Consider the following 18,832-nt stretch of genomic DNA (forward strand, 5'->3'; position numbering starts at 1 on the left):
ACCGTCCGCGCCGGCCCGTACGGTAGGAACTCCCCCTGAGGGAGGTTCAAGTGTTCACGTCACACGACGGTCTGTGCGGCATCGGCGAGCTCGCCGAGCAGGCGGGCGTCACCGTCAAGACCGTCCGCTTCTACTCCGACCGCGGCTTGTTGCCGGAGGCGTCCCGCAGCGCCGGCGGACACCGCCGGTACGGCCCCGACGCACTCGACCGGCTGCGTCTGATCCGCTCCTTGCGCAACCTCGACCTGCCGCTCCCCGAGGTGCGCCGCATCCTCGACGAGGAGGACGAGGCGGAACAGGCAGGCGAGGCGGGCGGCGCGCTGGAGGACGCCGTCGCCGGACAGCTCCGCGGACTCGGCTCCCAGCTCAGGGCCCTGCGCTGGCGGGAGGCGGCGCTGCGCCTTGTGCAGGAGTGCCCGCCGGGGGAACGGGCCGACCGGCTGCGCCTGATCGGCGCGGTGACGGCCCCGCCGAGCACGGACCCGCTGGCCCGGTTCTGGCGCGGCTGGCTGCCGCCGCGGATGCCGGCCCGGTCGACCGCCGCGTTCCTGGAGGCCGCGGTCCCGCAGCCGCCCGACGACCCGGCCCCGGCACAGGTCCTCGCCTTCGCCCGGCTGAACGCCTTCGTCCGCCGGCCGTGCACGGGCACCGAGCGGCCCCAGCCCGAGGCGCACAGGACCGCGGGGTCCGGCGGGTCGGCCGTGCTGTACGCGGGCCTGGCCGAGGCGTACGAACTGGCGGGCGCGCGGCTGCGCCGGGACCGGGGGCCTTACCCGGGCGAGGCACTGGACTGCTTCGTGGCCGCGTACGCGAGCGCGTACGGCACCCGGGACACCCCGGACTTCCGCCGCCTGCTGGCCGGGCAGCTCGCGGCCGACCCGCGGATCGACCGGTACTGGGAGCTGGTGGCCGAGGTGATCACCTCGCCGGGCGGCCGGACCGAGCCGACCCCCGGTTCCGCACACGACTGGCTGCTCGCGGCACTGGACGCACAGACGGCCACCGAGGCGGCCTGAGCCCGCGAGCCGTGCTCACGAGCTCGCCGCGAAGAACCGCTAGCCGCGCGGCCACTCCGGGTTCAGCCGGATCTCGATGCTGTCGGACGGCGTCTCCGGAGCCGGGTCGGCGGTGACGCGCGCCCGCACCGGGCGGCCGGTGTCGGGATCGACGAACGACAGGGGCGGGCGCCCGTCCTGCAGGTGCTTGTCCCCCCACTGCATCAGCGACAGGAACACCGGCAGCAGGTCCTCTCCGGCTTCCGTCAGACGGTATTCGTCGCGGGCCCGCCTGCCCGGTTCCTGATAGGGAACGCGCACGACGATCCGCGCGGACTCCAACTGTTTGAGCGCCCGGGACACCGCAGGTGCGGAGGTCCCGATCCGCGCCACGAAATCCTCGAACCTGGCCGTGCCGTAGAAGCACTCGCGGACCACCAGGAACACCGTCTTGGTGCTCAGCAGGTCCAGCACCCGCTCCGCCGAGCACCCGTCGCCGATCGACCAGGCGTCCCGGTCACGCAGCCGCTTCTCGAACTCCATCGCCATCCCGCCATCGTAACCCACATGGATAACGCTTGCGTTAGCCAGCCCTCCGTGATTCCATCTCGCTAACGACAACGTTAGCCAGGTGGAGGAAGCTGTGGTTGCAGTAGCGGGAAAGGTGGCCGTGGTGACCGGCGGCCGACGCGGGCTCGGGGCGGCGCTGGTGGACGAGTTGCTGGCGCGTGGGGTGCGAAAGGTGTACTCGACCGCGCGCTCGGCGTACACCGACGACTGCCCAGGGGTGGTCACCGCCGAGCTCGAGGTCCGCTCGGCGGAGTCGGTCGCCGCCTTCGCGGAGGTCGCCGCCGATGCCGAGATCGTGTTCAACAACGCCGGTGTCCTGCTGCCTGGCGCGCTCCTGACGGGCGACGTCGAGAACGCCGCCGAGACGTTCGACGTCAACGTCTTCGGGCCGCTGCGGGTGGCGCGGGCGTTCGCGCCGATCCTGGCCGCCAACGGCGGGGGCGCACTCGTCAACATGCACTCGGTGCTGTCCTGGCTGGCGGGCAGCGGCGCCTACGGGGCGTCCAAAGCCGCGGCGTGGTCCGTCACGAACTCGCTCCGACTCGAACTGGCGCCCCAGAACACCCAGGTCGTGGGCGTGCACGCCGGATTCATCGACACCGACATGGTCTCCGCCATCCAACGGCCGAAGGCCACGCCCGCCGAGATCGCCACGCGGATCATCGACGGCCTTGAAGCCGGGGACACGGAAGTGCTCGCCGACGACGTCAGCGTCACCGTCAAAGCAGCGCTCTCCGGGCCCGTGGAGAATCTGACCTTCTCAGCCTCCGCCTGACACCCCATCACGTCACCCGAGGAGTACTGAACCGCCATGCCACTGTGGACAATTCATCACACGCCCGGAATCTTCACCGAAGACGACAGACACCAACTCGCCTCCCGCATCGCCGACCACTACGAAAAGGTCGGGCTGCCCCGGTTCTACGTGGTCACGCTGTTCCACGAAGTGCCGTCCGAGGACTTCTACGTCGGCGGGGAACCCACCCCGGCCGGGGTCCGCATCACCATCGACCACATCGCCCGGCGCAACCCCGACCAGGAGGCCCGCCGCCGGACCACCCAGTGGATCAAGGGCATATTGCAGCCCCACCTCGAACGGCACGCAGAGCTGCACTGGGAGTTCCACGCCGACGAAACCAGCGAGGACCTCTGGATGATCAACGGCATCGTGCCGCCCCCGGGAGGCTCCGACGCCGAGAAGAACTGGGCGCAGCAGAACGCGGCGTCGCCCTACTGAACGCGGCGCGGCCGACCGGACGCATGACTCGGCGCCATGAGCGGCGCCCGCCTCTGTCGCTCCCCCGTGCCGCCGTCCTATGATCCGGGCCGGCTCGTCCTGGGAGGACCGTTGGCTGTCGGACCCGCGACCCCTGCGACCGCGTACGAACCCGTGCCCTTCTGGGCCAAGATCCCGCACGGGGTGTGGCTGAAGGAGGCCACCTCCGTCGCCGTCGACTCCGAGGACCGCGTCTACGTCTTCAACCGCGGCAACATGCCCGTTCTGGTCTTCGACCGGGACGGGCATCTCGTCGACATGTGGGGCAACGACACCCCGTTCGCCGGGACGGAGACGTTCGAGGACCCCTACGGCAACACGATGCCGCGCTGGAGGGGCTGCCGCTTCCAGCGCGCGCACGCCATCACCGTCGACCACGAGGACCACCTCTGGCTCGTCGACGACATCGGCAACCGGATCACCAAGACCGACCGCGAGGGCAACACCCTGCTCACGCTCGGCACCGGCCGCCCCTCCGGCTTCCAGAGCGGCGAGCCGTTCAACCGCCCCACCGACGTGGCGATATCGCCCCGCACCGGCGACGTCTTCGTGTCCGACGGCTACGGCAACTCCCGCGTCCACCGCTACGACGCCCGGGGCACCCACCTCATGTCCTGGGGCGAACCCGGCACCGACGACGGCCGGTTCAGCCTCCCGCACGGTGTCGCCCTGTTCGGCGACGACGCGGTGATCGTCTGCGACCGCGAGAACCACCGGGTCCAAGTCTTCTCCCTGGACGGCGAGTTCCGGACGTCCTGGCACGCGCACAAGGCGGTCGCCGTCTGCGCGGGCCGGGGCGCGGACACGAACGTGTACGTCGCCGAGCAGGGGCCGCCGCCGGTGCAGCGGGGCGTCCCGGGCCTCGGCCACAAGATCCAGATCTACGACCGTGAGGGACGGCGCGTCACGCGCTTCGGCGCCGAACTGCCCGGCGAGGCCCCCGACCGGTTCAACTGGCTGCACAGCGTCGCCGTGGACTCCGAAGGCAGCGTCTACGCCGCCGAGGTGTCGTACACCGAGGCGGGCAGCAAGCTGACGCCGCCGCGCGAGCTGGTGAGCCTGCGCAAGTGGCGGCGCGCGAACTGACGCAAGACTTGCCCGCTCTCGACGTGCTCGGCTACGAGCGTCAGGCCGCCAACTCCTCCACGAGCCCCTCCCGCACGCTCTTGGGGCCGACCACCACGAACGACGCGCGCCGCGTACGCGACGACACCAGTCCGGGCTCGGACATGGACGTACTGCTGTACGGGCTCGCGGGCATCCAGCTCGCCGAACGGATCGCCGCTCAACGGGATTTCGGGCAGCTTCTCCAACGGTGCGGCGGGTGGTCCGGACGCGCTGTCGCCGCCCTTCTCCACTGCCGTGCACCCCACGGCGGTGAGCGACGCGGCAAGGGCAAGGGCAACTGTCCGGAGAGATCGAATCACCGGCACGACCCTATCGCGCCGACGCCTCCCACCTGCGACTTCGGCACCCCCGGAATTCCGCTGCCGTCACCTCATCCATTGATTTGCCTTTTCCGAGAAAGTGTGGGCACAGGAAAAGAGAAAACTCCATTGCTCACATTCACATCGGCTCGTCAAGCGCGACAATGACCACACCAGAATTCTTTTTCCCGGTCGCCGCCACAGGAAATCCGCTGCTATTGTTTGGCTTCGTCCCGAGCCCGGGCGGCGCATGCATCGACCTCCGGCTCGGAGTGCACAGCGGGCGTGACCTGCATGAGCGGCAGATCGCCCAGCCCTGCCCCGCCCTTCCCGGAACCCCGACCTGAGCAGCTCGCTGTCCGTTCCCGAACCCGGTTCTGGTTCCGGTTCGGGTTCCGGCCGGTCCTTTCCAGTTTCTTTCCAGCACACTCTTGGAGTTCATCCATGCCCGCTGACAGCACCACCGCTGTCGTCACACCCGCCCAGCCGGACGCCTCCGGAAGACCGACCGGAGGCCGCCATCTCGGGATCGCCCTGGTCATCATCGCCGCGGCCCAGTTGATGGTCGTCCTCGATGCCACGATCACCAATATCGCCCTGCCGAACATCCAGACCGACCTCGGCGTGACCGACGCCAACCTCGCGTGGATCGTCAACTCCTACGCGCTCGCCTTCGGCGGCCTCCTGCTGCTCGGCGGCCGGGCAGGCGATCTGTTCGGGCGACGGCGGATGTTCCGCGCGGGCATCGTCGTCTTCACGCTGGCGTCGCTGCTCGGCGGACTCGCCCCCAATGAGGGCCTGTTGATCGGCGCCCGCGTCCTGCAGGGCGTCGGCGCGGCCCTCGCCGCACCCAGCGCCCTGGCCCTGATCACCACGACGTTCCCCACGGGCAAGCCCCGCAACACGGCCATGGGTGTGTACGCGGCCATGGGCGGCCTCGGCGCCACGGTCGGCCTGCTGCTCGGCGGCATGCTCACCGACGTACTCGACTGGCGCTGGGTGTTCTTCGTCAACATCCCCATCGGCGTGGCCGTCCTCGCCGGCACCCGCACCCTCGTCGAGGCCGAACGCCACCCCGGCCGCCTCGACGTCCCCGACGCGGTCACCGGCACCGGCGGACTGATCGCCCTCGTGTACGGCATCACGCGCGGCGGCGAACACGGCTGGGGCAACGCCCTCACCCTGGTCTCCTTCGCCGCGGCGGCCGCCCTGCTCGCCGCCTTCCTGCTCCTGCAGTCCCGCACGGCGCACCCGATGATGCCGCTGCGCCTGCTCAAGGACCGCAACCGGTGGGGCAGTTACGCCACCATGCTGTTCATCGGCGCGGGCATGTTCGCCACGTTCTACTTCCTGACGCTGTACATGCAGCTCATCCTCGGCTACAGCCCGGTGAAGACAGGCTTCGCCTACCTGCCCTTCAGCGTCGGCATGGCCACCGCGGCGGGCATCAGCTCCAAGCTGGCGGCCCGCTGGGCACCCCGGATGATCGCAGGTCCCGGCCTCCTGGTCGCCGCCGTCGGCATGTTCTAGTTCGCCGCCCTGGAACCCGACTCCTCGTACGCGGGTCATCTGATGCCGTCGATGTTCGTCACGGCCCTCGGCCTGGGGATGAGCTTCGTACCGATGACGCTGGGCGCGGTCAGCGGCGTCTCCCACGAGGACACCGGGATCGCCTCGGCGCTCCTCAACACAGCCCAGCAGATCGGTGGCGCGCTCGGCCTCGCCGTCCTGTCGACGATCTCCAACACCGCGGCCGACGACCGGCTGCCCGAGGCGGCCAGGGCTCTCCACCAAGGCCTGGCCACCCGGGACTTCGCCCTGGTGGAGCGCGCCGGTGACGCCCTGACGCACGGCTACACGATGGCCTTCGCCGGCGCCGCCGGCCTGTTCCTGGCCGGGCTCGTCGTCACGGGGCTCGCCGTCAATGCCAAGCGGCAGCAGCCCGGCGAGGGGGTGTCCGCCGCGCACATGGGCTGACGGCACGCACGGGGGCCGGGTCCTGAGCTACGGCAGGTCGCGGGTGCGCGTCGCACCCGCGGCCAGCCGGGCCAGGGCGGCGGCCTCGCCGCTTCCCTCCTCGGCGCTGAACACGTGCACCACCAGGCCCGTCTCTCCGGGCTCGGCCGGCACGTGCAGCGTCTCGAAGTCCAGGGTGAGGAGCCCGGCCTCCGGGTGCCGCAGCCGCTTGCGTCCCGCCGCGCACATCACGACCTCGCCGGTGTCCCAGATCCGCCGGAAGTCGGGGCTGCACCCGGAGAGTTCGGAGATGAGCGCGGCCAGTTCCGTGTCGTCGGGATAGCGCCCGGCGGCGACCCGCAGCTGGCCCACGGCCTCCGCGGCCCGGTCCTCCCAGTCCGGGTACACGTCCCGGGACGCGCGGTCGAGGAAGAGATACCGGGCGTTGTTCGGGTCCCGGCGGCCGGGGTCGCCGAGGCCGCCGGTCAGCTCGGCGCCCAGGGCGTTCCAGGCCACCACGTCGAGCCGGTGGTTCGTCGCGAACACCGGGAAGCGGGTCAGGGAGTCGAGAACCCGCCGCAGCAGCGGACTGACCCGGGCCCGCGGCACGGGGGCGCGGCGGGCACCGGCCAGGGTGTCGAGATGCCTGCGCTCCGCCGCGTCGAGGCCGAGCGCCCCGGCGAGCGCGTCGAGGACCTCCGGGGACGGCTGGGTGGCGCGGCCCTGTTCGAGACGTACGTAGTAGTCCACGCTGATCCCGGCGAGCTGGGCCAGCTCCTCGCGGCGCAGCCCGCGCACCCGACGGCGACGGCCGCCCGCGATGCCGACCTGCTCCGGCGCGACGCGGCCGCGGCGGGCGCGCAGGAAGCCGCCGAGGGCCCGCCGGGAGTCACCGGCCCCGTCGCGGCCGTCGCCCTCGCCGACACTGATACCGCCCCCGCCGACCTCGGCACCGTTCCCGATGCGCTCCTCCACGCCGTCCATGCGATCAAGTATGCGTGCCGCGCGCCAAGGTGGTCCTGGCAGTACCAGGACAGCCGGTCCGCCGGTCGCACAGGGTTCTGGCTGCCCCGCCGCGTACGGGAGAACGTGGCCCCATGACCGAAGCAACACAGCAGCCCCAGCCCCTTGCCCAGCCCCAGCCGCAGCCGCAGTCGCAGCCCCAGAAGAAGATCCTCGTCGTCAGCGCCCACCCGGACCCCGCTTCCCTCAACGCCGCCCTCACCGACTTCGCGGTCGGCCGTCTGCGCGCGGCGGGACACGAGGTGCTGCTCTCGGACCTGTACGCGATGAAGTGGAAGGCGACGGTCGACGCCGACGACTTCACCGACCACCTCGCGGACGAACGGCTGCACGTGATGGCGGCCTCCGAGCGGGCCACGCTGGCGGGACGCCTGTCGGCGGACGTCGCGGCGGAGCAGGAGAAGGTGCGCCGGTCGGACGCGGTGGTGCTGCAGTTCCCGATGTGGTGGTTCGGGCCCCCGGCGATCCTGAAGGGCTGGATCGACCGGGTGTTCACGAGCGGGTTCGGCTACGGCCCGCAGGTTCCCCCGCCCTACGCCGAGGGGATCCTGGCGGGACGGCGCGCGCTGGTGTCGGTGACGGCCGGAGCCCGGGAGTCGTCGTTCTCGGACCGGGGCATCCACGGCCGCCTCAGGGACGTCCTCCACCCGCTGCAGCACGGACTGTTCTGGTTCACCGGCATGGCACCGCTGGAGCCGTTCGCGGTGTACGGCGCGAACGACCTGCCGGCGGAGCGGTTCGAGGCGGCGCGACAGGAGTACGGCCGCCGCCTCGACGGCCTCTTCACGGACGAGCCGGTGCCGTTCCGCTCGCTCGTGGGCGGCGATTACGACCACGACATGCGGCTGCTGCCGGGTGTGGAGGGGGCGGGGGTGAGCGGCCTGGACCTGCACGTCCGCCCCGAAGGACAGGCAGGCCAGGCCATGGCGCGGGTGGGGCGGAAGCCGTAGCCGACGGTCGTGTCCTGCAGGTGTCCCCAGAGCTTGCCGTACCAGGGCAGTGTGGTCCGGTGGCGGCGCTGTTGGGCGAGTTGACCGCACGGGCTTCGGCGTCGTCACCGACGCGGCGGTAGGAGGCCGCGAGTTGCTCGTACGCGTGCGGCACGAAGCCGTCCTCGTCCCGCTCGAGCAGGGCGAGTCGTTGTGCGGCCGGCAGGCGGGGGGCGAGGGTTACGTACGTGAGGCCGTCCAGACGCACCGTGTCGGGCCAGACCTGGGGCCTGGCGTGGATGACCTTGAAGTTGGCGTAGTGCATTTTGATGTCGCCGGAGACCGGGGCCGCGTCCCAGAGCGAGAGACCTGCCGCCTCACAGCTGCTGACACCCAGCGCGACACCGCCTGGGTTGCGGAGCTCGGCTGAGGTCGAGCCGGCGGGTCTGCGCTCCGCGGAAGTCCGGGGGTTGCTCGAAGTGGCAGGCGATGAGGCGGATGGGGGTGGGGTATCTCCGCGTGCCGGAGGTTCAGGAGGCCGGTGATCCGGGCGTCGGTGAGATGGAGGCCGGGCACCTCGCCGGGGCCGGACGTGTCGCCGAGGAGGAGGGTGCGGATGACCTCGGCGCGGATCGTTCGCTCGGGCGCCCAGGCGCCGGGCTGTTCAGGGTTCTCGTCCGGGGACTGGCGGAGGTCGATCGGTTCACCGCGAGAGAACGCCTGGTACAGGCGCTGTTCCAGACAGGTCAAGTCCAAGATCTCCACCGGCGGGACATTCCCCGTCGGTGCGACGTCACGGGTCGGGTGGCCGACGGAACGTCACACTCGACGACGGCGAACCGTCCGGCCACGCCCCGGCTCTCGACCGTGAACGCCGCTGGGGACGCCCCCATCGGAACCCGCATGCTCAACGGTCCTGCAGGGCACGGAACGAGTCGAACCAGACAGTGGTCCGCCCGGCCCTTCCGTCCTCCTTCCTGACCGTGCGGTTCGCGTACAGGGGGTTGAGGATCCACGGCTTCTTGTCAGGGCCCCAGCCCGTCTGCATGGATTTGATCTGCACCACCCCGTAGGTGGCCACCGCGAGCTGCCCGGTCTCCCGGAACATCCGCGCCTGCTGCGTCAGATAGTCCTTGCGGGATGCGAACCACGGGCTCATCGCGAGGAAGTCGTCCCACCTCTTCTGGGGGAAGGGCTTGTCGAAGGCGTTGCCGATCACCTGCCACACGCGGGTGTCCGGGGGCACGTTGTACGCCTCGGCGTAGTCCGCCGAGATCTTGTCGTCCATGTGGTCCTCCCAGTGCTGCACCAGGGAGAACTCCGTGGCGAGGAACTTCTTGCTCCGGTCCAGGCGGGACACGACGTACTGGACGTACTTGTCGGCCGCCTGCAGGGAGTCGACGTGCGGATGGACGTCGAGGCCCTCGATCTCCGGCTTCCTGTTGACGAAGCCGACCCACCGCTCGGCGGCCTTCGTGCGCCCTTCCTCCTGGTCGAGGCGGGTGAGAGCCCCCATGTACAGGCGGGTCCTGCAGCCCTGCGGAAAGTTCTTCCCGCGGTAGGCGACGACGTGTTCGGCGACGTGCTCGTAGAAGACATTGAGCCGCGCGTCGCGCTCGTCCTTCATGGTCTCGAGGAAGGGCTCGTTGCCGATGGTGAGGATGTCCAGCTTCCCCATGACAGCGCCCAGCACCCGGTCCACTCGCTCGAGCTGCGCTGCCATCTCCTTGCTGCCCACCTGGGGCAGCGACTGCTCGAGAGTCAGGAAGGGGAACTTCAGCGAGAGGATCGTCCTGAAGTCGTTCCCGCTCGCGTCGAGCAGCCTGGCGATGGCCTGCTGCTGGGCCGGGGGGTGCGTGTCGAGGTATTCCGTCATCGGGACGAAGCCGCGCACCCACTGCGCCGAAAGGGCCCTCACCTGGTCGAAGTTCAGGTCGGACGGGTCCTCGTTGAAGTTCACCCCGAGTGCGCCGTTCGGCGCCTCGCCCGTGGGTGCGCCGCCGCCGTTCGCTTCCGGCCGCACACTCACCTCCCCACCCGGCTGCGTGCTCCCCGTGGAATTGCACGCCGCCGCGAGGAGGGCCGCGCCGGACACTCCCAGCAGCCGGCGCCGCGAGGTCGGCCTCGCGACGGAGGGCGTACCGGACGTGTCCGGCTGTGCGGACGACTCGTACCGCATTGCTGCACCCCGATTCTGGTGAAGTCCCTGTACTACCAACGTAGTTCACCGGCACCAGAGCACGGAGCTCCGCTCCGCCAGCGCGTCGTCGTCTCCTCCGGGGCCGGTGGCCCGGCCTCTGCGTGCCTGTCGGCTCGGCGGTGCCTGGTGAGAAAAGCGTGCGTCCGGCGGATTCCCGAAGTCCCGGGAGCGGGATACCGCAGGGCCGGAAGCGTACCGAGAGGGCGGGAAAGGCGCCGAGAGTGCGGGCAGCGCAGGCCTCCACCCGCTTGGTGCTGATGCCCAGGCGGGCGGCGGCTCCCGCGGTGGTCTGCCGAGGGGCGGCGAGGATGTCGAGTATCTCCCGCTCGCGTGCGGTGAGTCGGGGGAAGGCGCCGTCGCGCCTTGCGGAGCGCAGCTCACGACGACGTCGGGCTGGAATTCGAGGACGCGTGCGACCGCTTCGCGGCCGTCGCAGGCCTCGGCGGCCATGGCGGCGGCCCGCTCGCGGGAGCGGGCCAGGGCGAGGGAGAGACGTACGACCGCCGCGGCCTGCGCGATGTGCCGCGCCACGTCGTGCAGCAGCCGCGTGTCCGCCGCCGAGAAGCCCTCGTCGGCCGAGCGGGTGGCGACGAGCAGGGCGCCGATCTCCTCCCCCTGGTGGACCAGCGGGACCCGCACGGGGTCGGACACCGGCTCCCCCTGCGCGGCCGCCATCGTGCCCTCGACGCCCGTCCCCGGGACGTCGGCCAGCTCGATGGCCACGTACGGCAGGCGCAGCGCCTCCGCCACCGTCGAGGCGGCGGCGGGCAGGACGTCCGCGAGGTCGACGGCCGCCTCGAGCCGGCGGCCGAGCACGGCCAGCGCCGTGTAGGGGTCGTCCCGCAGCCCGTACACCAGGCGGCCGGCCAGGCGCTGGAGCAGCGTGCGCAGCGGCTGGAGCAGCACGGCCACGATGCCGGTGGCGAGCAGCCGGACGGCGCCCGAGCCGGACCGCTCGAACAGCACCCCCAGCGCGCTGACGAGACCGACGTAGAGGCCGACCATGCTCGCCGTCAGCCCGGCGTAGAGGAGGGAGTTGCTGAGGAGGCGGTCGATGTCGAAGAGGTTGTGGCGGACGATGGCGACGGCGATGGCCGCGCTTCTGTCGCGCCGCCCCAGAGCTCCGTCGGTAGCGGAAGAGGAGCGAAGCGACCGCCACCACGAAGGGAGGAAGCAGCACGAGGAGCGACAGGGCAACCACGTGCGTCGTCAGGAACGACAGCGCCGAGATGCCCACAGGGTTGGAGAGTGACGGGAAATACGCGTACTCGCCTCCCAGCGTTCCTGGCATGAAGGCCGCGACGAATCCGATCAGGCAACCGCAGGCGGCCACCTACCATCCGGCGAACCGCCAGCGGGCGGACGGCAGGCGGCCGTCGGGGAACACCAGGAAGAGGAACATCATCGGGAAGGTGAAGAGCACAAAGGCTCCACTCGTACATCCACATGGCCAGCACGCCCCCGGGCAACTCCCGGGGCACGGCATAGAGCCCGTACGCAACGCTGAGAAGCTGGCACGACCCACCGAACCCGGCTGCCAGCAACAGCCGGCCCGCGGAATTGCGTGGGCGGCGCGTGACCACCAGCAGTCCCAGCGGGGCCAGGAACACTCCGGTCAGCGACTCGACGACCAGCAGCCATCCGATGCGGTTGCGCGGCCGCCGCCGGGCCACCACGAACCCCGGGTAGGCGTAGGCGACGAGCGCCGCCGGTTCCGTCACGGCGACCGTCCACGGGTGCCATTCCGGCCGGGGGTACAAACGCGTGGGCAGCGCGAAGGCGGTGGTCGCCACGCCCATGACGACGATGGCGCCCCAGAGGCACCACGCGACCCGAACTCGCCGCCCGGGGCCGGGGCCGGGGCGGTCGAACCTGGTTGCCCTGAACCTCAGAGCGAACAGACGCTTGAGGACCTGCTCCCGGCTTAGGCGGGAGGCAGATGCGTGCGTCACTTGACGAACGTGTCAGAGCCCTGGGGCCCGGACAAGGCGTCCGAGGTGTCGCACACTCCTTCGCAACCGCCGCCAAGTCCCGTTCAGGCGGCGCCCGTTCGCGCAGTCGTGACCGCCACCGTGGCGTAGCGCATCGTGAAGCCGCCGCCCATCGTGTCGATCGCGGCGCCGATGCCGGTGAGCAGCTCCTCGAGGACGGCCTCCGGGAGCTGGTTGTTGCCGCCGTGCGTGGGCAGTTGGTCGAGCCACTGGTCCCGGGTGTACGGGTGCCCCCAGTCGTGCCGCCACTGTTCCGGAGCGCCGAAGGCGCCCGTCTGCCGCATGCCGTCGACCGCCCGTGCGGACAAGGCCTTGTACGCGTCGAGCGGAGGCGTCGACCAGGGGTTGCGGGGCGCGTCGGGCAGCACGCGCCGGTGCACCGCGGCGAAGGCCTCCCGTATGTCGGGGGCGGGGTCGAACACGTTCCAGAACACGGCCAGTCGGCCGCCCGGCCGCAGCGCCCGCGCCGCGTTCGCCGCCCCCGCGACCGCGTCGACCCAGTGCCAGGTCTGCGCGGCGACCACCGCGTCGAAGGTCCGGCCGGCCGGATCCCACGTCTCGAAGGCCGCCACCTCGGCATCGACGCCGGTCCGTCGCGCCAGGTCGGCCATCCGCGCGTCGACGTCGACGCCGAGCACCCGGCAGCCCGCCGCCTGGAACTGCCGGGCGGCGATGCCGGTGCCGACGCCCACGTCCAGGACGTCGGGTCCCGGGCCGGCGGCGACGATGCGGTCGACGAGGGCTTGGGGGTAGCGGGGCCGGGCGCGGTCGTAGCGTGCGGCGTCCGATCCGAAGGATTCCGCCAGTTGCCGGTTCCGGTGAGGCTCGTCGTCGGGGTGACTCGTACGCGTACGCGACGGAGGCATAGTGGGCATGCGCTCACTATGAGTGGGCACTCGCCCACTCGTCAATCGGTAGCGGACCGCGTGAAAGACTCGGCAGCCGGGCAGGCCCGGCGAACGAAGGAGCAGTGCACGTGCCGACAGGAGTGGCCATCCGCGACGCGCGCGAGCAGCTGTTCGGCGCCGCCGAGCGCATCCTGCTCCGGGACGGGCCGAGCGCGCTGACCAGCCGGGCGGTCACGACGGAGGCGGGCTGCGCCAAGGGTGTCCTGCACCGGCACTTCGCGGACTTCGACGCGTTCCTCGCCGAACTCGTCCTGGACCGCGTCGCCCGCGTCGAGGCGCGGGCCGACGCCCTGCGCGCGGCCGCCGGGACCGGCACCGTCGTCGGCAACCTCACCGACGTACTGACGGACCTGTTCGAGTCGGTCGCCGTGGCGATTGTCGGCCTGGTCACGTCCCGGGACGGCCTGCGCGCCCGGCTGCGCCGGGCCCGGCCGACCGGTGTCCCGGTCCTCGCGGAGGCGACGGCCGTGATCGCCTCGTACCTCGCCGCCGAGCGCGACCACGGCCGCGTCGCCGAGGACGCCGACATCGACACGCTCGCCCCCACGCTGATCGGCGCCGCGCATTTGCTGTTCGCCGACCGGAAGAGCGCGCCGCCGGAAGCCGAGGCCGTCGGCAAGGTCGTGGCGACGGTCGTCGCAGGCGTCGTACGGGATCGGCGGCCCTGAGCCGCCAGGAACGCCGCCTCACCGTGCCAGCGCACGATCCACCAGCCGTAGCGCGGCCTTGGCCTGGGCATCCCCCCGCTCGTCCGTGCGCAGCGTAAAGACGGCGGTGGTCGCCGCGCGGCTGCCGTCCGCGGTGACGCCGCTCTCGGAGACGATGCCGAGATGGGTGCCGCCGTGGAACCAGATGCCCGCGCCGCCGCGGCCTGCGGGCCGCCACGCGATGCCCATGCCGTAGCGCACGCCGTCGGCGGGAATCCAGTCGTCGGCCGCCACGGTCCGTTTCATCGCGGCCAGTTGGGCGGGGCGCAGCAGTCGGCCGCCCAGGAGTGCACGCAGGAAGACGGCGTGGTCGTGGGCGGTACTGATGATGCCGCCGTCCGCGCCGCCGCCGGTGGCGAGCGAGGTGTCAGTGAGCCGCGGGCTGCCGGGGAACTGGGTATAGGCCGTCGCAGTCGGCTGCGGTACGTACGCCGAGGTCCCCGGGACGAGGGTGTGCCGGAGCCCGAGGGGCGCGATGACGCGTTCGTGGATCTCCTGGGCCCAGGGGTGCCCGGTGACCTGCTCGATGACGAGGCCCAGGAGGACGTAGTTGGTGTTGGAGTAGCCCCAGCGCCGCTCCCCCGCCGGATCGCTCGCGTCGGGCAGCCACAGCGGAGGCTTGCTCAGGGCGGCCGCCACTTGCTGTCGCGGGGACGACACCCGGAAGCGTCCCTTCAGATAGCCCTCGGGCGTGAAGTCGTCCGCGTCGCCCGCCACGGCGACGTAGTCGTTCAGGCCGCTGGTCTGGCGGAGCAGGTTGGTGAGGGTGATCCTGCGGCCGTCGTTGCCGTTGCCGTCGACCAGGCCCGGCAGCCACCGCTCGACGGTGTCGTCCAGCGCGAGCCGCCCTTCGCCCGCCAGTTGCAGGGTGACGGCGGCGGTGAAGGGCTTGGTGTCGCTGCCGAGGCGGTAGTACGCGTCCCAGGGCGGCGGTTTCCCGGTGGTCAGGTCCGCCGTGCCGGCCCGCGCGGCGAGGCGGCCCCGCGCGCCGTGCACCTCGGCCAGCACGCCGGTGGCCCCGGTCGCCCGGATCGCGTCCACGTCGGCCTGCAGGGCGTCGTGCCCGCGCGGCCGCGCGTCGGCGGGGGCGGCGGAGGCGACGCCGGGTCCGGCACCGGCACCCGTCAGGACGGCCGCCGCCGCGGCCGCCATTCCCCTGCGCCGGCTGATCACCGGCCCACGCCCGCTCACCGGGCGGCTCCCGTGGCCGCGCAGGTGATGTCGCGCTCGGGCAGGGTGCCGTCGCGGAGGTAGTCGTTGACGGCGTCGTCGGCGCAGGGGACGGGGCGGTGGCCGTCGATGGCGCGGCCGTACACGCCGTGCGAGCGGATGTCCGCCGTGACCAGGCGCGATCCGGTGAGCCTGCGGTGCAGGGCCAGGGCGCCGTCGTACGGGACGTTGTTGTCGCGGCGGGCCTGCAGCATCAGCACGGGCACGTCGTTGTGAATGGCGGTGCCCGGCTCGCGCGGCTCGGCCTTCCAGAACGCGCACGGCGCGATCATGCCGTTGACGGCCGGGCCGAAGACCGGCTGCGTGACGCGGCTGCGGACGCTGTTGCGCCAGTACGTCTCCGGGTCCTTCGGCCAGCCTCCGGCGGGCCAGCCGCCGTCCCCGCACATGAACAGCGCGCCGCCGACCATGCTGTCCTCCAGGTCCGGCGAGTTGAGGAGCTGGAGCAGGGCGGCGAGCTCCTGCCCGGGCTCGGTGAGTTCACCGGCCGCGGCGTCGGTCAGGTCGCGCACCACGGCGGCGAGGGCGGGGTCGCTCTCCTGGTGCTGGACGAGCTGCCGCAGCAGGAGCCGCAGTACGGGCGCGTTGAGCCGCTGTCCGGCGACCGCCACCGGCCGGCGTTCGGCGCCGTCGAGCAACTTCTGTACGGTCGCCCGCACTTGGCCGGCGGTCCGGCCGAGCCGGTACCGGTCGTGGTGCCGGGCGGCCCACCCGGCCCACTCGTCGAGCCCCTCCTCCAGCGGGCCGCCCGCCCGCTGGAACAGCTCGTACTGGGTGGCGGCGGGGTCGGTGGAGGAGTCGATCACCACGCGGTCGGCCCGGCGCGGGAACAACTGGGTGTAGACGGCGCCCAGGTCGGCGCCGTAGGAGACGCCGTAGTACGAGAGCCGGGGCTCGCCGAGGGCGGCCCTGATGGCGTCCATGTCCCGGGCCACGTTCCGCGTCGAGGCGTGCGGCAGCAACGCGGCGTTGTCCCCGTGCTCCTGACAGCGCCGCGCCGTGTCCCGCGCCGACCGGACCGACGCGTCGAAGTCCTTGCGCGGCGTGGTGACGGGCCCGGGCCGCTGCGGCGCCGCGGCGGGGGCGCAGCGCAGCGGGCTGCTCTCGCCGAGGAACCGGGGGTCGAATCCGATCAGGTCGTAGTGCTTGGCGACGTCCTTCAACGCGGGTCGCAGCGCGAGGGTGTTGGCGAGACCGGTCCCGCCGGGCCCGCCGGGATTGGACAGCAGAATGCCGCGCCGCTCGTCCGGGGACGTCGCCTTGATCCGCGAAATCGCGATCCGGATCGTCCGCCCACCGGGATCGGCGTAGTCGAGCGGCACGGCCACCTTCGCGCACTGCGCGCCCGCGGCTCTCAACTCCGTCTGTGCCTCCGAACAGGGCCCCCAGGCAAGCCGCTGCCGCTGCGGGGCCGCCGTGCCCCGGCCGTCCACCGCCTGCTGCGGCGTGGCCGCGGCCGGCACGACCGCGGTGAGTAGTCCGGCCAGACCCAGGCCGACGGTGACCGTGGACGGGACGCGCATGGTGCTCCTCATGTCGAAATGTCGTACGCGACTGTCATCTGCCAGCCACGACGCTAGGAGCCCCCGCGACCCGGAGCCATGCGGCTGCCCGGCTCACTGATCATGGGGTGGGCGGTATTGACAAATCCACCCAGGTGGTCAAACTCCTTGCCCGAAGGGGCCGTTGGCGGTGAAGACGCGGTCGGCGAAGCGTTCGCCCATGCGCTGGTGGGTGGCCGCGTCCGGGTGGAGTTCGTCGGGCAGGGGGAGTTCGGCGGAGTCGGCCTCGCCGTAGAGGTCGCGGCCGTCGAGGTAGTGCACGTGCGGGTCGTCGGCCGCGCGTTGCTTCACGATCCGGGCCAGCTCGTCCCGGATCACGCGCAGGGTCAGCTTTCCGCTCGCGCGTTCCGCCGGGTCGCCCGTCGCCCGGAAGCGCAGCCGTCCGTTGCCGAGACCCGCGAAGTCCGGGGCGCAGGGGCCGGGAGTGTCCTCGTGGATGGGGCACAGGATGGGCGAGACGACCAGCAGGGGTGTGCTGGGGTGGCCGTCGCGGATGGTGTCGAGGAAGCCGTGGACGGCCGGGGTGAAGGCGCGCAGGCGCATCAGGTCGGCGTTGACGAGGTTGATGCCGATCTTGACGCTGATCAGGTCCGCGGGGGTGTCGCGCAGGGCACGGGCGGTGAACGGGTCGAGCAGGGCGCCGCCGCCGAACCCCAGGTTGATCAGCTCGACGCCGCCGAGGGAGGCGGCGAGGGCTGGCCAGGTGGTGGTGGGACTGGCGGCGTCGGAGCCGTGGCTGATCGAACTGCCGTGGTGCAGCCACACCTTGCGGCCCCGGTCCGGCATCGGCTCGACGGGGGCGTCGGTGCGCAGGGCGACGAGTTCGGTCGTCTCGTTGTGCGGCAACCAGATCTCGACGTCCTTCACGCGCTCGGGCAGACCGCTGAAGCGCACGGTGCCGACCGGTCCGGGCTCGTGCTCCGCGGTCCCGGTGGTCATGTCGATGGTCAGCGTGTTGCCGCCGCTCAGGCGGGCCTGTTCGGTCAGGCGGCCGTCGACCACGAGGTCGTACACGCCGTCGGGGCGCGGCGGGGCACCGACATAGACGCGCTTGGTGGGCAGCGTGTCCAGTTCCACGGCGGTGGCCCGCGTACGGAAGACGAGGCGGACGCCGGCGGGCTGGGCCTCGGCCATGGCGAGCTGCGGGTCGGCGCACTGGGCGCGAGCGCGGGCGGGCAGCCGGTGCGGCAGCACGCCGTGCGCGGTGCGCTCCAGGTCGAGGGCGCCGCGGAGGAGATCCGCGGTGAGGGGCGTGGTGGTCCAGGGGTGCGTGGGCATGGTGTCTCAGCCTGTTGATCGAGGTGTGGGTGTGGGTGTTGGCCGGGTTCAGGCCACCGCGGGCGGCCGGGTTCAGGCCGCCGCGGGCCAGTTCCGCAGCAGCGCGTCGAGCGCGTCCACGATCCGGCCCCAGGATTCCCGCGGGTCGGGAGCGCTGTGACTGAAGGAACCGGCCGCCTCCAGGCTGACGTAGCCGTGGAAGACGCTGCCGAGCAGCCGGACCGCGTGCGTCTGGTCCGGCTCCGCCAGGTCGTAGCCCCGCAGGATCGCGCGCATCATCTGCGCGTGCCGGACACCGGCGCTGGCGGCCGCCGTCTCGGGGTCGAGGCGGAACCGGGCCGCGGTGTAGCGGCCTGGATGCTCCAGGGCGTAGTCGCGGTAGACGTCGGCGAACGCGGCCAGGGCGTCCTTGCCCGCCCGCCCGGCGAGGGCCGCGGCGCACCGGTCGGCCAGTTCCTCCAGGGCGAGCAGGGCGATCCGGGTCTTCAGGTCGTGGGAGTTCTTCACGTGCGAGTACAGGCTCGCGACCTTGACGCCGAACCGCCGGGCGAGCTCCGAGACGGTCACCTGCTCGAAGCCGACCTCGTCGGCCAGCTCCGCCCCGGCCCGGGCCAGCCGTTCCGTGGTCACTCCTGCGCGCGCCATGATGTTCCTCCTCTTCGGCAGAAGCGATTATGCAGTTACCTAATAGCTTTAGGCAAATGCACTCACCCTGAAGGCACGCGGACGGAACGCCGGCCCCAGCCCCGGCCCCGGCCCCGGCCCCGGCCCCGGCCCCGG

Annotated in this window: 17 protein-coding genes; 8 read left to right on the forward strand and 9 right to left on the reverse strand. The window is 72.0% G+C overall.

Translation table 11 applies throughout. From position 1 onward, the window contains the following. Nucleotides 1-50: 50 nt before the first annotated feature. Nucleotides 51-1,016 (forward strand): MerR family transcriptional regulator, encoded by a 966-nt coding sequence (locus tag AC0KTA_RS02990; RefSeq protein WP_481053503.1) that lies wholly within the window; start codon nt 51-53, stop codon nt 1,014-1,016. 39 nt (nt 1,017-1,055) lie between these two features. On the opposite strand, the gene AC0KTA_RS02995 is transcribed toward AC0KTA_RS02990, so the two are convergent. Further along, entirely contained in the window at nt 1,056-1,544 is a 489-nt protein-coding gene (locus AC0KTA_RS02995; protein ID WP_481053504.1) for a winged helix-turn-helix transcriptional regulator, read from the reverse strand. A 94-nt stretch (nt 1,545-1,638) separates the two neighbouring features. Here AC0KTA_RS02995 and AC0KTA_RS03000 point away from each other — a divergent pair, with 94 nt between their 5' ends. The 5 genes from AC0KTA_RS03000 to AC0KTA_RS03020 all read left to right on the forward strand — a co-directional run bounded on the left by AC0KTA_RS03000 (nt 1,639) and on the right by AC0KTA_RS03020 (nt 6,245). Beyond that, nucleotides 1,639-2,340, forward strand: a complete 702-nt coding sequence (locus tag AC0KTA_RS03000; RefSeq protein ID WP_481053505.1) for an SDR family oxidoreductase — start codon at nt 1,639-1,641, stop codon at nt 2,338-2,340. A 36-nt stretch (nt 2,341-2,376) separates the two neighbouring features. Further along, entirely contained in the window at nt 2,377-2,802 is a 426-nt protein-coding gene (locus AC0KTA_RS03005) for a tautomerase family protein (protein ID WP_481053506.1), read from the forward strand. A 111-nt stretch (nt 2,803-2,913) separates the two neighbouring features. After that, nucleotides 2,914-3,927, forward strand: coding sequence for a peptidyl-alpha-hydroxyglycine alpha-amidating lyase family protein (locus tag AC0KTA_RS03010; RefSeq protein ID WP_481053507.1), 1,014 nt, complete (start codon nt 2,914-2,916; stop codon nt 3,925-3,927). 785 nt (nt 3,928-4,712) lie between these two features. Further along, complete coding sequence (locus tag AC0KTA_RS03015) at nt 4,713-5,798, forward strand: MFS transporter (RefSeq protein ID WP_481053508.1); 1,086 nt, start codon at nt 4,713-4,715, stop codon at nt 5,796-5,798. A gap of 51 nt (nt 5,799-5,849) precedes the next feature. Beyond that, nucleotides 5,850-6,245 (forward strand): hypothetical protein, encoded by a 396-nt coding sequence (locus AC0KTA_RS03020; RefSeq protein ID WP_481053509.1) that lies wholly within the window; start codon nt 5,850-5,852, stop codon nt 6,243-6,245. Nucleotides 6,246-6,272: 27 nt separating this feature from the next. Here AC0KTA_RS03020 and AC0KTA_RS03025 read toward each other — a convergent pair whose 3' ends face one another. Continuing rightward, a complete protein-coding gene (locus tag AC0KTA_RS03025; protein ID WP_481053510.1) occupies nt 6,273-7,208 on the reverse strand; it encodes a helix-turn-helix domain-containing protein in 936 nt (311 codons plus the stop codon). Between the two features lie 113 nt (nt 7,209-7,321). Between AC0KTA_RS03025 and AC0KTA_RS03030 the strand changes: the two genes are divergently transcribed. Then, nucleotides 7,322-8,197: an NAD(P)H-dependent oxidoreductase gene (locus tag AC0KTA_RS03030; RefSeq protein WP_481053511.1), complete on the forward strand. Its 876-nt coding sequence runs from the start codon at nt 7,322-7,324 to the stop codon at nt 8,195-8,197. Between the two features lie 886 nt (nt 8,198-9,083). Here the strand turns inward: AC0KTA_RS03030 and AC0KTA_RS03035 are convergent. From AC0KTA_RS03035 to AC0KTA_RS03045, 3 genes are all read right to left on the reverse strand, one after another. Then, nucleotides 9,084-10,355 carry a hypothetical protein gene (locus AC0KTA_RS03035; RefSeq protein ID WP_481053512.1) on the reverse strand — a complete coding sequence of 424 codons (1,272 nt, stop codon included), beginning with the start codon at nt 10,353-10,355 and terminating at the stop codon, nt 9,084-9,086. Nucleotides 10,356-10,400: 45 nt separating this feature from the next. Then, nucleotides 10,401-11,573: a hypothetical protein gene (locus tag AC0KTA_RS03040; RefSeq protein WP_481053513.1), complete on the reverse strand. Its 1,173-nt coding sequence runs from the start codon at nt 11,571-11,573 to the stop codon at nt 10,401-10,403. 838 nt (nt 11,574-12,411) lie between these two features. Next, nucleotides 12,412-13,233, reverse strand: coding sequence for a class I SAM-dependent methyltransferase (locus AC0KTA_RS03045; RefSeq protein WP_481056292.1), 822 nt, complete (start codon nt 13,231-13,233; stop codon nt 12,412-12,414). 110 nt (nt 13,234-13,343) lie between these two features. Here AC0KTA_RS03045 and AC0KTA_RS03050 point away from each other — a divergent pair, with 110 nt between their 5' ends. Continuing rightward, a complete protein-coding gene (locus tag AC0KTA_RS03050) occupies nt 13,344-13,943 on the forward strand; it encodes a TetR/AcrR family transcriptional regulator (protein ID WP_481053514.1) in 600 nt (199 codons plus the stop codon). An 18-nt stretch (nt 13,944-13,961) separates the two neighbouring features. Here AC0KTA_RS03050 and AC0KTA_RS03055 read toward each other — a convergent pair whose 3' ends face one another. The 4 genes from AC0KTA_RS03055 to AC0KTA_RS03070 form a co-directional block, all read right to left on the reverse strand. Then, nucleotides 13,962-15,173 carry a serine hydrolase domain-containing protein gene (locus tag AC0KTA_RS03055; protein ID WP_481053515.1) on the reverse strand — a complete coding sequence of 404 codons (1,212 nt, stop codon included), beginning with the start codon at nt 15,171-15,173 and terminating at the stop codon, nt 13,962-13,964. Next, nucleotides 15,170-16,735 carry an alpha/beta hydrolase gene (locus AC0KTA_RS03060; RefSeq protein ID WP_481056293.1) on the reverse strand — a complete coding sequence of 522 codons (1,566 nt, stop codon included), beginning with the start codon at nt 16,733-16,735 and terminating at the stop codon, nt 15,170-15,172. Before AC0KTA_RS03060 ends, AC0KTA_RS03055 begins: the two co-directional genes overlap by 4 nt. Before the next feature lie 138 nt (nt 16,736-16,873). Beyond that, nucleotides 16,874-18,052, reverse strand: coding sequence for a GDSL-type esterase/lipase family protein (locus AC0KTA_RS03065; RefSeq protein ID WP_481053516.1), 1,179 nt, complete (start codon nt 18,050-18,052; stop codon nt 16,874-16,876). A 72-nt stretch (nt 18,053-18,124) separates the two neighbouring features. Next, entirely contained in the window at nt 18,125-18,697 is a 573-nt protein-coding gene (locus tag AC0KTA_RS03070) for a TetR/AcrR family transcriptional regulator (RefSeq protein ID WP_481053517.1), read from the reverse strand. Between the last annotated feature and the right edge of the window lie 135 nt (nt 18,698-18,832).

The sequence above is a fragment of the Streptomyces sp. Y309 genome, assembly GCF_056712025.1.

Excerpts from the sequence above, each read along its gene's own strand:
- AC0KTA_RS03060 (WP_481056293.1), bottom strand. The coding sequence starts at position 16,735 with ATGCGCGTCCCGTCCACGGTCACCGTCGGCCTGGGTCTGGCCGGACTA.
- AC0KTA_RS03070 (WP_481053517.1), bottom strand. The coding sequence starts at position 18,697 with ATGGCGCGCGCAGGAGTGACCACGGAACGGCTGGCCCGGGCCGGGGCG.
- AC0KTA_RS03025 (WP_481053510.1), bottom strand. The coding sequence starts at position 7,208 with ATGGACGGCGTGGAGGAGCGCATCGGGAACGGTGCCGAGGTCGGCGGG.
- AC0KTA_RS02995 (WP_481053504.1), bottom strand. The coding sequence starts at position 1,544 with ATGGCGATGGAGTTCGAGAAGCGGCTGCGTGACCGGGACGCCTGGTCG.
- AC0KTA_RS03015 (WP_481053508.1), top strand. The coding sequence starts at position 4,713 with ATGCCCGCTGACAGCACCACCGCTGTCGTCACACCCGCCCAGCCGGAC.
- AC0KTA_RS03020 (WP_481053509.1), top strand. The coding sequence starts at position 5,850 with ATGTTCGTCACGGCCCTCGGCCTGGGGATGAGCTTCGTACCGATGACG.
- AC0KTA_RS03005 (WP_481053506.1), top strand. The coding sequence starts at position 2,377 with ATGCCACTGTGGACAATTCATCACACGCCCGGAATCTTCACCGAAGAC.
- AC0KTA_RS03045 (WP_481056292.1), bottom strand. The coding sequence starts at position 13,233 with ATGCCTCCGTCGCGTACGCGTACGAGTCACCCCGACGACGAGCCTCAC.
- AC0KTA_RS03035 (WP_481053512.1), bottom strand. The coding sequence starts at position 10,355 with ATGCGGTACGAGTCGTCCGCACAGCCGGACACGTCCGGTACGCCCTCC.
- AC0KTA_RS03030 (WP_481053511.1), top strand. The coding sequence starts at position 7,322 with ATGACCGAAGCAACACAGCAGCCCCAGCCCCTTGCCCAGCCCCAGCCG.
- AC0KTA_RS03065 (WP_481053516.1), bottom strand. The coding sequence starts at position 18,052 with ATGCCCACGCACCCCTGGACCACCACGCCCCTCACCGCGGATCTCCTC.